General features: G+C 47.6%; 11 protein-coding genes. 8 read left to right on the top strand and 3 right to left on the bottom strand.

The genetic code is table 11. The features are described from left to right. Nucleotides 1-72 precede the first annotated feature (72 nt). The 3 genes from C3B52_RS05970 to C3B52_RS05960 all read left to right on the top strand — a co-directional run bounded on the left by C3B52_RS05970 (nt 73) and on the right by C3B52_RS05960 (nt 3,796). Complete coding sequence (locus C3B52_RS05970) at nt 73-1,662, top strand: serine hydrolase domain-containing protein (protein WP_164684712.1); 1,590 nt, start codon at nt 73-75, stop codon at nt 1,660-1,662. Between the two features lie 293 nt (nt 1,663-1,955). Beyond that, nucleotides 1,956-2,405, top strand: a complete 450-nt coding sequence (locus tag C3B52_RS05965) for a hypothetical protein (protein ID WP_103105168.1) — start codon at nt 1,956-1,958, stop codon at nt 2,403-2,405. Between the two features lie 173 nt (nt 2,406-2,578). After that, nucleotides 2,579-3,796 carry a hypothetical protein gene (locus tag C3B52_RS05960; protein WP_373419713.1) on the top strand — a complete coding sequence of 406 codons (1,218 nt, stop codon included), beginning with the start codon at nt 2,579-2,581 and terminating at the stop codon, nt 3,794-3,796. Nucleotides 3,797-3,884: 88 nt separating this feature from the next. Here the strand turns inward: C3B52_RS05960 and C3B52_RS05955 are convergent, their stop codons facing one another. Further along, the gene (locus C3B52_RS05955; protein WP_103105167.1) at nt 3,885-5,333 is read right to left on the bottom strand and encodes an amidase family protein; all 1,449 of its coding nucleotides are present in this window, start codon (nt 5,331-5,333) and stop codon (nt 3,885-3,887) included. Between the two features lie 152 nt (nt 5,334-5,485). Next, a complete protein-coding gene (trhO, locus tag C3B52_RS05950; RefSeq protein ID WP_103105166.1) occupies nt 5,486-6,430 on the bottom strand; it encodes an oxygen-dependent tRNA uridine(34) hydroxylase TrhO in 945 nt (314 codons plus the stop codon). A gap of 219 nt (nt 6,431-6,649) precedes the next feature. Between trhO and dut the strand changes: the two genes are divergently transcribed. Next, entirely contained in the window at nt 6,650-7,186 is a 537-nt protein-coding gene (gene dut / locus C3B52_RS05945; RefSeq protein WP_103105165.1) for a dUTP diphosphatase, read from the top strand. 96 nt (nt 7,187-7,282) lie between these two features. Here the strand turns inward: dut and C3B52_RS05940 are convergent, their stop codons facing one another. Further along, a complete protein-coding gene (locus C3B52_RS05940) occupies nt 7,283-7,579 on the bottom strand; it encodes a DUF3846 domain-containing protein (RefSeq protein WP_235615626.1) in 297 nt (98 codons plus the stop codon). A 123-nt stretch (nt 7,580-7,702) separates the two neighbouring features. Between C3B52_RS05940 and C3B52_RS05935 the strand changes: the two genes are divergently transcribed. The 4 genes from C3B52_RS05935 to C3B52_RS05920 all read left to right on the top strand — a co-directional run bounded on the left by C3B52_RS05935 (nt 7,703) and on the right by C3B52_RS05920 (nt 12,965). Beyond that, the gene (locus C3B52_RS05935; protein WP_103105163.1) at nt 7,703-8,944 is read left to right on the top strand and encodes an NAD(P)/FAD-dependent oxidoreductase; all 1,242 of its coding nucleotides are present in this window, start codon (nt 7,703-7,705) and stop codon (nt 8,942-8,944) included. Nucleotides 8,945-9,036: 92 nt separating this feature from the next. Further along, on the top strand, nt 9,037-9,405 hold the full coding sequence (locus C3B52_RS05930; RefSeq protein ID WP_103105162.1) for a cytochrome-c oxidase: 369 nt from the start codon (nt 9,037-9,039) through the stop codon (nt 9,403-9,405). A gap of 315 nt (nt 9,406-9,720) precedes the next feature. After that, the gene (locus C3B52_RS05925; RefSeq protein ID WP_103105161.1) at nt 9,721-11,655 is read left to right on the top strand and encodes an FUSC family protein; all 1,935 of its coding nucleotides are present in this window, start codon (nt 9,721-9,723) and stop codon (nt 11,653-11,655) included. A gap of 254 nt (nt 11,656-11,909) precedes the next feature. Continuing rightward, complete coding sequence (locus C3B52_RS05920; RefSeq protein WP_103105160.1) at nt 11,910-12,965, top strand: sulfate ABC transporter substrate-binding protein; 1,056 nt, start codon at nt 11,910-11,912, stop codon at nt 12,963-12,965. Nucleotides 12,966-12,988: the final 23 nt, after the last annotated feature.

Raw genomic sequence — 12,988 nt, 5'->3', positions numbered from 1 at the left:
CTTTTATTGAAAGATTCAATCAGAATTGGTAGAGTTAGGAAAAAGACGTGGAGAGGAAAGGGTGTGCTTGGCATGAATGCGATGATGGCTGCAAAAATCGATTCTATTTTTTCTCGTTGGCAGGATGGGGTATGTCCTGGTGGGCAGGTTTTGGTGCGCAAGGACGGAGAAATTATATACGACAAGTGCTTTGGCTATGCGAGTCTGGAGCACAAGCTGCCAATCACAGGCGAGACGGTTTTTCACGTTGCGTCAGTTTCTAAACAAGTAACTGTCATGTGCGTCCTTCTCCTGCATGAAGACAAGCTGCTCGACATTGATGATGACATCAGAGGGTATATCGCGGATCTCGTTGCTTTTACCGAGCCGGTGTCTATTCGCAATCTGATGAACAATGTAAGCGGCGTCCGGGATCAATGGGAGCTTTTGATGCTACAAGGAGTCAGAATCGATGATACCATCACACAGCAAGACGCCAAGGATGTCATTGCCTCGCAAACTGAACTGAATTTTCCGCCGCTTTCCCGTTATATGTACAGCAACGCCAATTTTACGCTGCTCGCAGAAATCGCGGAAAGGGTTTCTGGAAAAAGCTTGAATGAGTTGGCTAGCGAGAGGATTTTTGCACCGCTAGGCATGTCGCAAACCTGCTTCAAGGATCGCTACTGGCAGATGATTCCGAATCGCGCTGAATCATATAAAGTGGTCGGTAGTGAGTATGTGCATGCTGTGCTCAACTACGGGACGTATGGGGCAACTTCACTGAATACGACAACAACAGATTTTATGAAGTGGATGGAAAATCTGAAGACGCCGGTCATTTGTAACAAAGAAACGCTCTCTCTCATGCTGTCTTGCCCGACACTTCTGAATGGAAGCACAAGTCATTATGCAGGGGGAATTCTCGTCAACGATCCGCAGATGTACAACGGTCGTCCATTCTTCATGCATGACGGCGCGGATGCCGCTTTCAGAAGCACTGCTGTACGCTTTACAGAAGAGGACCTCGATATCATTATTTTCAGCAATACAGAAACTGTTTCGCTGGGGAGTGCCGTAAATAAAATTGTTGATATCGTGCTGGGCGTAGAGACAAGTCAGGCTGTGGCTGAAGAAGTACCAGAGTTTTATCGTGCGGAATTTGACGAAGGAGACGCTGAGGGTCTGTACTTTACGCGTGGAGAAAGTGCGTTTATCGTGGAGGTCACGAAGCAGGGCGATCAACTGTACATGCAGGGAGAATATGGTGCCTCGCCGCTTACTCATCTGGATGGAAATCGCTACCGACTATCCACATTTGATTCCGACCTTTTCCTTGGAAAAAGTGCAGGCATGCGCTTCGGCCCCCGATTCTTCAAGATGGAGAAAAGGGAGCATGGCTCAGGCAACATGGAAGAATGCTCACGATATACAGGCAAGTATGTGAGCACAGAGGTGAAGACAAGCTACGAGGTGCTGACAGAGGGTGGGGAGCTTTATGTCTCCCACCACAGAAATGGCAAGCATCTGATGATACAGATCGCTCCCGATCAGTTCATTGCAAACGTCGGACAAAATCTGTTCTGCATAAACATTGCCTTCACGAGAGGTTCCGACGGTGAAGTGACCGGTTGTCTGTTCTCGACCGGCAGAATGTCCAATGTCGCTTTTTCCAAAGTGTAGCTGCATATCTGATCAGCTGAAAAAGGTTGGCGTGAGAATGTTGGGTACTGTACATCCCCTTTCTCTTAAGGGCAGGATTTTACACAGCGATGTCGAATGATGTAAAATAGGGAAGCGTGAAAGTTTTTCCAGGAGGGGCCGCCCGCACTATTGCAGCGGTTTTTTTTGCGGAATCAGATCGGAGTACTCTCACATATCCGAAACCTGATTTACGGAACAATCCCTTTTCGCTTTTGCTATGATTAGGCACTGCCCTTTCTTGGCGAGACTGAAATGGTGAAGGAGTGGTGAGGATGGAGCAAGTTCTTCAACTCGTAAAAGACTACTGGCCGGTTGTAGTTTGTATCATAGTGGTAATTTTGCTTGCGCAATGGGTCGTTCGCAGCTTGATTCGGATTATTTCACTCGCAGCAATCATCGGGGTTGTGCTGGTGCTTTTTTTTCAATTCACTCCTGATGAAGTCATCCAAATGGGGCGTCAAGCAGTTGTGGCTACACAAGAAGTGGTTGATAAAACGATTACCCCTGTGCTCAACAGCGAGCTGAAAGATGCGGATGTTACATTTCAGCCAGATGGCACATATGAGGTGAGAACATCAAGTATTCGAATCGTAGGGAAAAAAGGGGAAACGAAAGCCACAGTTTACTATAAGGATGATAAGTGGGAAGTCGACATCGGTCAATTAGGGCAGGTATTCCAGGACCGTCTAGGAAAAGCAGAGCAGCAAGAGAAAACGATGTAAGGACGAATTAAAAAACGCATGGCCCCAGCAATGAGGCATGCGTTTTTTGTTTGGTTATGGCTAAATTCCTCAAGCAACTACAAGCCTGGCTTTATATGGTATATTTTAAGTAAGCACCAAGGTATTGAGTGGTGTTGATACATAGAGAAGAAGGCAGGAGTTAAGAAGGAAGGATGAAGGAAATGCCACATCATACACAAGCTGGTTCTATTCGTGAAGATGGTCGTTATCCTATCGATCTGACTGGTCCTCACAGCCATACACTTGTTATTAAGCCTGGCGTAGGCAGTCTCTCCATTGGGCCGTCACAATCGGACACTAAAGTAGACTTGCATGTCGATCCGTATACACCTATCAATTGGAACGTATTCGATTCCTTTGCAACACCGGCTGGATCTCCCTGGCCACGATTTCTGTACTACAAAGGGAGCGATACTGGTTTCTTTGATTGGGCCAAGGAACGCCCCATTGAAGAAATGTCATGGGTTCCGATTCTCCCTGAGGACATTGTCGTGGACGCCAGCCAGTCCAAATTGTATGGCTTGTCTATCAGTTTGGACAAGCTTGAAAGTCGTTTACATTTGAAACTCCCAAAATCGCAGGTCTCTGAATATTTTCGTCTGAGTGTAGATGGCGATCTAGAGCGCTTTTCTGTCGATGGCGACATGCCATCCTCTTTGACACTGAAGCCGCGCACCAGCCGGCGCAAGAATGATAATCCCTTCTTGCTACCGGATCTTGGCGAGCTGCACCAGGTCACGAACCTGACCCTTCAAAACGAACCGCTGGCGCAGCCTATCTCATTGGAGTGTCTAACGAGATTTCAAAATATTACATCGCTGAGTTTGTGGGGGAATTTTTGCGATCTGGAACTACTAGCTCGTCAGACCCAGCTAACGAATTTGGAGCTACGCTTCATGCCTGATCTGAGTGACTTGCCGTCATTAGCTGTGTGGCCGTTGCTAGATAGATTTATCGCCTATAATGTGGAGGAGATTACGGGCAAGCGATTGAGGCAGCAAATGAAATCGCGAGCTAACACTCGACCATGGACGAGCTACGCTTCAGTGAGCCAATTACGGAAGCCAGAGTGGTGGACGAAAGAGTTTGGCCGCCCCTTTTCGTCGTGGCCGAAACGTCTGGCCAAACTGGCTAATGAAGCCTATGACGCTGCACAAGCAGCCTTGGCTCAAGCCCGCAGTCTTGCTGACGCGGAGGCAGCCATTACCGCCTTCACGGTACGTTTCAATAACCTCAAAGGCATCGAAACCATTGAACGAGAAGATCTTGGTGAAGCCGTATGGCAACTAAGTCAGTCTGACCACCTAATCGGCCAGGCTATAGCGGAGGAGATGGCTCAACGCTGGTTCGATGCAGCACGCGATTACTGAAGTGAAGCAATGTTGATAACAAGTTTTAAGGCCATCCTTTGGGGGATGGCCTTTTTTGAGTTCGTTTTTTTATTGATTAGGAAACAAGTTAGGAGGTCAAATTAGGAGCAACCCTCAATTGGCTCGCCTGCTCATAGGCATAAGCCAGGCGAATCAAGACATGCTCTTGGAAGGCAAGTCCAGTAAACATGATGCCAAACGGCTTGCCTGTACCGGTATAACCTGCTGGAATGGCAATGGATGGGTAGCCTGCCCGCGCGGCAATTTCGTCACCCGTACAACCCGGGAACAGCAGGGCATCCAGCGAATGCTCTTTCACTACAGCATCTATGCCACCGGCCTGTGACATTTCCAAATTGAACAACAAGTCCTGCAAATATTCTGGTTCCGTCAACGTACCGCTTGTTTGCTCCGAACTTTCCAGCAAGCTTTGACCGTAACGTAGCGCTTGTTCCTCGTGAGCGCGGTTAAAGTCGATTACGTCTTTAAGTGTTCGGATGGGGTAGGAGGCAGGCAAGGTCCTGAGATAAGCATTCACCCCAGATTTGAATTCATGCAAAAGGACACTACGACCCCATGCAGCATTCTCAGAAGGAATCGTGACGGAATCGATGAGGATGGCACCAGCTTCTTTTAACTGGGCAATCGCTGCTTCGAACAATTGGATCTCATCGGCATCACATTCAGCTTGAAAATGGGAGCGAATGACTCCAATACGTGCAGCTCGAAGTCCATCGCGATCGAGAAAAGAGCGATAATCGGTGTAACCAAGACCTTCGCTTTTTCCTGTGACGGGATCGCTTACGTCTACTCCTGTGAGAGTGCCGAGCACGATTGCAGCGTCAGACACGGTACGGGTCATCGGGCCAGCCGTATCCTGCGTATGGGAGATCGGGATGATCCCACTACGACTGATTAAGCCAACGGTAGGCTTGATGCCAACCAATGAGTTTTGAACAGACGGATAGAGAATCGAACCGGATGTTTCTGTCCCGATTGCCGCCACCGCAAAGCCGGCTGCCACGGCAGCAGCAGAGCCTGAGCTGGAGCCGCCAACATCAAAGATTCCCGGACCATACGGGTTTTGAACTTGTCCACCGCGTGAGCTATATCCGTTTGGCATGTGATCAGATATAAAATTTGCCCATTCGGTCAGGTTCGTTTTGCCCAGAAGGACGGCACCAGCTTCACGCAAACGAGCAGCTACAAATGAGTCCGCAGAAGCATAAGAATCGGCAAGTGCCAATGCTCCTGCACTCGTATGCATACTATCACCTGTAGCGATGTTGTCCTTGAGCAGGATAGGAATTCCATGAAGCGGACCTCGACTGCCTGATATGATCCGTTCCCGGTCGAGCGCTTCTGCTATTGCGAGGGCATCTGGATTAATCTCACAGATCGCATTAATAGTTAGACCTTGCTTATCATGGGCTGTAATTCGCTTGAGAAAGGCGAGAGTCAGCTCGCGGGAGGTCGTCGTATTCGCATCCATTGCCTCTTGCCATTCGAGTATGGTTGATTCATGATTGGGTACCATCGGACTCCACCTTTGTCATATGGTTTTGATCCTTTTTAGTTTACCAAAAATATACATAGATGTAATCAGACAGTACGAGCGTGGTTGTCGAGAGAAAGAATTTCAAAAAAGAGCTGGCCTCCGTATGGGAAGTCAGCTCTTTGACCTTGTTATTATGCTTTAGCTCCTGCTGCTGCAAGCTTTGCTTTCTTTTCAGCCTCTACGAAACGGTTGCGAGGATGCTCACGGCATTCGTCCGAGCAGGAACGCTTATAAGTTTGTTCACATTCCGGGCAGCAAAAATGCTGTTTGTTGCAGAACGGGTTCGCGCAATTGAGGTAGCGGTCTTCCACTTTGCCGCAATAGTGGCAGCGACCGATCACAACGTCTTCCTCTGTGTGATTGATTGGCACCGAGATACGCTCATCAAATACGTAGCATTTTCCGTCCCAGAGACGACCTTGTACTTCCGGATCTTTTCCATAAGTCACGATACCGCCATGCAGCTGGTAAACGTTCTCGAAGCCTTGGTCCATCAAAACACCCGTCAGCTTTTCGCAGCGAATGCCGCCAGTGCAGTAGGTGAGGACTTTTTTGTCTTTAAACTGGCTCATGTTTTCACGAATCCACTCAGGGAATTCACGGGAAGAATCTACTTCTGGGCGAATTGCGCCGCGGAAATGGCCCAAATCGTATTCGTAGTAGTTGCGTCCATCGAGAATGACAACATCCTCTTCCTGCATCATTTCGTAGAATTCTTTTGGATTCAGATACGTGCCCGTTTTTTCATTCGGGTCAACATCATTTTCCAAGCGCCAGGTAACCAGCTCTTGCTTTGCGCGGACAAACATCTTTTTAAAAGCATGCTCCTCCGACTCATCTATTTTAAACCACATGTCCGCAAACCGAGAGTCGCTGCGAACATAGTCCATATAGGCTTCTGTTTGTTCGATGGTTCCGGATACCGTTCCGTTAATCCCTTCTGGAGCAACGATGATCCGACCTAGCAATCCGTTATCTTTGCAATACTTCAAGTGCTGCTCTGCATACTCCTCATAATTCTCCAAAGGAGTATACTTGTAAAATAACAAAATGCGATATGGTTTTTGTACTTGCAATGTACAATCCACCCTTTCTTTATCCTATATTAAATTTAGATGCAACGGTGATTATAGCATATTTTTTCGTAGAAAGCGCTGAAAAGGAAAGGGAATTGTGAGCTTTTTATGAAAATGAGTGATTGCCAATAGGATTGGGTCTTATCATTACCTTGATGAGGAAGAGGCGTTCTTGTACACTAGGTGAGGATGAAAGGCTAGATAGGGGAGAGACTTCAGATGAAAATGACCAATGAACGCCTGGTAGCACAGGTGAAAATTAAAAAACTGCATGATGATGCTGTGATCCCAAAATACGCGCGTGCCATGGATGCAGGATTTGATCTTGTCGCAGTAGAGGATACATTGATCGCGCCTGGACAATCAGCGAAAATTCCGACAGGGCTGGCGTTTGCGCTGCCAGAAGGCTTTGAACTGCAAGTTCGTCCGCGGTCGGGAATCGGTGCGAAAACAAAGCTGCGTTTGTCCAATGCGCCTGGTACGGTTGATGCCGGTTATCGTGGAGAAGTATGCGTATTGATTGACAATATTCGTTTTCCTTCTGAGCAAAAAGGCCATGTGTGCCTGGATGCGAGTGAAAAGGAAGTAGCTGTCGAGCAAGAGGTAGATGCACACAGCTACTTGATCAAAAAAGGCGATCGTATCGCCCAAGGTGTCATCGGAATTGTACCGGTAGCACGATTTGAAGTAGTGGATGAGCTGGATGAAACAGAACGCGGCTCTGGCGGTTTCGGAAGCAGCGGAATAAAAGGCTAACCCTTCCCCCAAAAAAGGGAAGAAAGACCCTTCCATCATGTTTAGCGGCCAATGCGGCACGCTACGTGGTGGTGAGGGTCTTTTTCTTTTTGGCGGCTACACTTTTGCAGCCAAAAACTGATCAATCAGCTGAATATCTTTATCGGTTAGCGAAAGCCCATCTGCTTTTACGAAGACACAAGGACCGTACACCCAGTCTAGGTAGCCCTCCGAGGTGATAGGGAAATTATTTGCGAGTACACCCCGTGCGTCTTCGTTTACGATCAAGGAAATCCCAGTCAGCTTGTCATCCGCAGCCACTTCAAAATCTCCATCCACCAGCTCGGTTAAAGCGTCTGTATCGGCAATTTCCGTTTTATATGCGTCTTCGTGTGGTCGCTTTACATAAACCATAATCAAGATTCATCACTCCTCCTTCTTCATCATAGCGCAAATCAAACACCCGTGGATATAGCGTGGATGGACAACATTTCATTGGATACCCTAATTGGGAATCAGTGATGAGGGGACATGTCCATGAACCTGGTGACAGGAAAGCTGTATTGGCCAGAAACATTGCCAAACCCGCACCGATACGCACCATTAACCGAAGATATCACATGCGATGTCGCCATTGTTGGGGGTGGGGAGGCAGGTGCACTTTGTTCTCATTTTTTATTGAAGCAGGATGTCGATGTGGTTTTGCTCGAAAAACGAAAAATTGCAAAAGGGAGCAGTAGTGCCAATACCGGCTTGCTTCAGTTTGCCAACGACAAATCGCTCACCTCGTGCATAAATTCTTTTGGAGAGAAAAAAGGTCGACGATTTTATGAGCTGTGCTGGCAGGCTCTTGACCGCCTCGAAAACATCTCACGCGAGCTCGACGATTTTCCTGAATTTGTACGACGTGACAGCTTGTATTTTGCTAGCAAGGCAGAGGATGTTAAGGATTTGCGTGTAGAATACGAGAGCTTGATGAGGGCTGGATTTCCGGTTACGTACTTGACACAGGCAGAGGTTGAGCAGCGTTTCTCGTTTTCTAAGCCAGGGGCAATCTATGCGACAGGCGATGCTCAGCTCAACCCGTACAAGCTCACACATGGAACCATAGCCGATGCTGTTAAAAAAGGGATGCGGGTCTTTGAGCATACGGAAGTGGCAGTGACCAAAATGGACGCAGGTGATCTCGTGCTCATCACAAAGGCAGGACACCGGATTCGCTGCAAAAAAGCCGTTTTTGCTTCCGGATACGAAACACAGTCGATGAGACGCAATTCCAATGCGATGATGTCCAGCTCACATGCGATTGTTACGAATCCAGTGAAGGCGTTTCTGGGTTGGCCAAAGGCTTGCTTAATCTGGGAGACGGCTCGCCCTTATCTCTACATACGCACGAGTCAGGACGGTAGAGTCATAGCGGGTGGTCTCGACGATACAGAGAGGGACCTCCGAAAAAGGGATGCCGCCGTATTCAACAAACGCGATCAACTGCTGGCAAAAATTCAGGCGCTGTTTCCTCAGCTGTCGCTACGAGCAGAGTATTATTGGTCAGCGACCTTTTGCGGCACGCATGACGGGTTACCGTTGTTTGGGGAGCAGGAGGGTTATCCGAACTGCCTGTTTTGCCTTGGCTATGGGGGGAATGGAACTGTCTATGCAACAATAGGCGCCCAGATTGTTGCCGATCTCATCACCAAAGGCAGCCACTCTGACGCAGATTTGTTTGCTTTTGATCGAGTCAAAAACCCCAGTATTGTTAACCAAAATATTATTATGTAAACGGATTGTCGAGCAGACAGTCCGTTTTTTAGTACTCACATGAGCTGTAGGAAAATAGTCATAAAGTGAAGGGCGAAGGGAGGTGAGAGAAAGTGGCAGCACGTTGTTTACGAATTGCCGCCGTATATTTTGTCATTGCGATTATTCTGGGGATTGTAATGGGTATTACGAAAGCATTTGCCTACGCTTCGGTTCATGCACATCTCAATTTAGTGGGCTGGGTCTCGCTTGCGATTATTGGCCTTATTTATCGAGCTTATCCGCAAGCGGCAAAGACTGGACTTGCAAAATGGCATTTTTGGTTGCACAACCTTTGTCTGCCAATTATGCAGGGCTGTTTGTTCCTCATGCTTTTTACACAAATGGAATCCTTCGTCGTGGGAACGATCATCGGCTCGTTAGGATTGGGGGTAGGGATCATTTTATTTGCGTGGAATTTATTCCAGCATGTCCGTGAATAGCGTGTAACAAGACTATGTAACCAGCATGTTCGGTAGCCGCCGTAGCATGCTGGTTTCTTTTGGCGCTAGAAATAGCTGAAGAGGCGAAGCAAGGAAACGAAGCTATCCTGAATGCCATCCCGCAATTGAATGTGATCAATCAGTTGCTCTAGCGATAAAAAGTGGTCATTTCGATGACTGCTTTTTTCATTTTTGGGAGAAGCAATCGAACGAATAGAACAAGAAGCAATGAGTAATGATAGGCATATTCATTTTGTCTGTGAATGGGTATACGGGTACCGATTATCAGCTTAAAACGGGGAGGAAGACGCCGTAATGAAGTCCCCTGAGTCGATATTTTCTGCGATGCTTTCGATGTTTACTCAAGCTTTTCAAATGAATCGCAATCCGCTTCCGTGGACAAGAGCTATCAATGCGGGCATATGTGCGGGTCTTCCGATCGTCATTGGCGTCATCTTCGGGAATCTATCCTATGGCTTGTTATCAGGGATCGGGAGCTTTACTTACTTGTACGTTTTTCACATTCCGTACGTGCAAAGGGCTAAAAGGCTGTTTTTTGTTGCAGCTGCAATGACACTCTCAGTCGGCTTGGGAACACTTCTTGCCGCCCATCCACTCGCATCAGCCATTATGGTAGGGATTATCGGTTCCGTAGCGACGTTTGTATTTGGCGCGCTGCAAATCAAGGGACCTGCAGCGATCTTTTTCATACTTGGCTTCACGATGGCTACAGGAATGCCACTCGATCCTTCGCTTGCTCCCCTGCGTGCAGGGCTTGTTTTTTTAGGAGGAGCATTCGCGTGGGTAATGGGCATGGCAGGCTGGATTACGAATCCGCATGGACCTGAAGCTGTCGCGGTGCAAAAGGTTTATAAGGAACTAGCAGCACTGATTCAGGCAACGGGTACAGACAACTGGATGGAAGTCAGGCAAAAGCTTGTATTGACCTTACGTACTGCAGAAGAGACCCTGCTGGCAGGAAAAGTGCCGTGGGACAGCCGGGAGCATTATAAACGTTTGCTTTTGTTAAACGACCAAGCGAATGCGATTTTTGTTTATCTTCTGGAGCATTTTGAAGGATGTCAAACGGCGCTCCCTTCTGAACTCGCTGATCATGTAAGGGCGATTTCCGATTCATTGACGAAAAAGCGCAAAGAGATGGACGTTGCTTTGCTTCACTCTCATGAAGAAAATAGGGTTGTCCAAACGTTGATTGATAAACTAAATGAGGCAAGCGCTATGATTGATATGCCGCCGGGCCAAACGAATCGGGAAATCTCGCTCCCCAGACAATCGCTTGCCAGTATTTTCGGTGGCGCTTTTGATAAAAACTCGATCGTCTTCTTGACCTCCGTACGATTTGGTGTCGTGCTGATGATTTCAGCCTTTGTGGCCTACTCCTTCGAATTCAACCGCTCCTACTGGATCACGTTGTCCTGCGCAGCAGTCATGTCGGGCTCGACGATTATTTCGACCTTTCATCGTGCGCTACAGCGTTCTTTTGGGACGATCGTAGGAATTATGGTCGCAAGCATTATTCTTTCCGTACGGCCAGAAGGGCTGGTGATCGCACTTATCGTCTTCTTCCTGACTGCGTTGACAGAGCTTTCGATTGTCGTCAACTATGGGATCGCTGCCTTCTTTATCACGCCAAATGCACTTCTACTTGCTGAAAGCACAAGTCAGATTCACGACCTAGCCTTCTTTGCTACAGCCAGAGTGATTGATGTAGTCATTGGGAGTGGGATCGGATTGATTGGCACCTCTTTGATTGGACGGAGAAAGGCTTCGAGCTTACTCCCGCATTTGATTGCGAAAACGATACGCAGTCAGCAGCAATACTTGTTTACTCTGTTCTCGGAGCATAGAAATGGCGTGGATGTAATCGAATCGAGTGAGAGAAGGAAAATGCAGACGAACATCACGAACCTAAAGCTTGTTTACGAAACAGCAATTGGCGAAATTCCGAGCAATAAAGTTGCCTTAGATATGATCTGGCCTGTCGTTTTCTCAATCGTACAGGTAGGCTACTTGCTTGAATCATGCCTAAAATCATCGAATTGTCCCATCCTCTCTGACCAAACGCTTTCGCAGCTGCTCCTGGTTTTTGAGACGATGGCCAAGTCCGCTGAGCAAAAAGCAGTAATCCCGATGAAGCATGTGCCTCAGATCAGAGGATTTACCAAGCTGCAAAAGGAAATTACCGATTTGCAGGATGCCCTGCAGCTGAGTAAGAGAGCGTACTCGTGATAATCACTTGAATAACGAAATGGAGGAATGTGTGATTCGGCTAAATCCGGGGCACACTTTTTTCTTTTTTGTTAGGACATCCAGCTTGTGCCCAAATTTCCCTTCTAGGCATGTGTCATCAGAACCTAGCCCGCGTCTTGGGCATACGGTAGATTGAAATATCGTTGACAGAGTTAAAAAGGGATGTATAATTCAAAATATCAAAGTATTCCGATTAAACTAGTAGAGATTATAAGGGAGTGAAAAACAACCACATGAGAAAGAAAACCAGCATGATCCAATCCACACTGAAGCGGTTGGGAATAATTGTTTTGGCTGCGACTATCGGGGGATGCTCCGCAGCGACAGATGGGGGTGGCAGTGCTTCAGAGGCTGGCCCCACATTGGATCTGCTGAATGTGTCGTACGATCCGACAAGGGAATTTTATCAGGATGTGAACAAGGAATTCGCACAGGAGTGGAAAGAAAAAACAGGGCAAAACCTTACCATCAAACAATCGCATGGAGGATCAGGCAAGCAGTCTCGCTCCGTGATTGACGGTCTCGAAGCGGATGTGGTGACACTCGCGCTCGCCTATGACATAGATGCTCTCGCAGAACGAGGACTCATTCAGGCGGATTGGCAAAAGAAGCTCCCTGACAACAGCTCTCCCTATACGTCAACGATCGTCTTTCTCGTGCGCAAAGGAAACCCAAAACAAATCAAGGATTGGGACGATTTGATTAAGCCTGGCATTTCCGTCATTACCCCTAATCCGAAAACGTCTGGCGGTGCTCGTTGGAATTATCTCGCTGCGTGGGGCTATGCGCTGAAAAAAAACAACGGCGATGAAGTAAAAGCAAAGGAGTTCGTAACCAGCCTGTTCAAAAATGTCCCTGTGCTAGACTCTGGAGCGCGTGGTTCGACTACAACCTTTGTTGAGCGCGGAATCGGGGATGTCTTGATTGCTTGGGAAAATGAAGCGTATCTGGCCGTCAACGAGCTGGGCAAAGACAAATTTGAAATTGTAAACCCGTCGATCAGCATTTTGGCAGAGCCGCCAGTGACGCTAGTCGACAAATATGCTGATAAGCACAAGACTCGTGAGGTAGCAGAAGCCTACCTGCAATTCCTCTACACGAAAAAAGGGCAAGAGATTGCTGCAAAGCATTACTATCGTCCACGCTCAGTAGAAGTACTTAAAGCTCATACACCAGCATTCCCGGAAATCAAGCTGTTTACGATTGACGAGTTGTTCGGTGGCTGGACCAACGCCCAAAAGGTTCATTTCTCCGATCAAGGCGTTTTTGATCAGTTATATAAGCCATAAACATACAATCCCATCAGAGGAGT

This window comes from Brevibacillus reuszeri (assembly GCF_002897295.1).
GTDB lineage: Bacteria > Bacillota > Bacilli > Brevibacillales > Brevibacillaceae > Brevibacillus > Brevibacillus reuszeri_A.
Note: the sequence above shows the minus strand (reverse complement) of the source record. Positions and strands in the feature narration are given on the sequence as shown.

What these genes read in the sequence shown, in the direction of transcription:
- C3B52_RS05970 (WP_164684712.1), top strand. Translation starts at nt 73, where the DNA reads ATGAATGCGATGATGGCTGCAAAAATCGATTCTATTTTTTCTCGTTGG.
- C3B52_RS05965 (WP_103105168.1), top strand. Translation starts at nt 1,956, where the DNA reads ATGGAGCAAGTTCTTCAACTCGTAAAAGACTACTGGCCGGTTGTAGTT.
- C3B52_RS05960 (WP_373419713.1), top strand. Translation starts at nt 2,579, where the DNA reads ATGAAGGAAATGCCACATCATACACAAGCTGGTTCTATTCGTGAAGAT.
- C3B52_RS05955 (WP_103105167.1), bottom strand. Translation starts at nt 5,333, where the DNA reads ATGGTACCCAATCATGAATCAACCATACTCGAATGGCAAGAGGCAATG.
- dut (WP_103105165.1), top strand. Translation starts at nt 6,650, where the DNA reads ATGAAAATGACCAATGAACGCCTGGTAGCACAGGTGAAAATTAAAAAA.
- C3B52_RS05940 (WP_235615626.1), bottom strand. Translation starts at nt 7,579, where the DNA reads ATGGTTTATGTAAAGCGACCACACGAAGACGCATATAAAACGGAAATT.
- C3B52_RS05935 (WP_103105163.1), top strand. Translation starts at nt 7,703, where the DNA reads ATGAACCTGGTGACAGGAAAGCTGTATTGGCCAGAAACATTGCCAAAC.
- C3B52_RS05925 (WP_103105161.1), top strand. Translation starts at nt 9,721, where the DNA reads ATGAAGTCCCCTGAGTCGATATTTTCTGCGATGCTTTCGATGTTTACT.
- C3B52_RS05920 (WP_103105160.1), top strand. Translation starts at nt 11,910, where the DNA reads ATGAGAAAGAAAACCAGCATGATCCAATCCACACTGAAGCGGTTGGGA.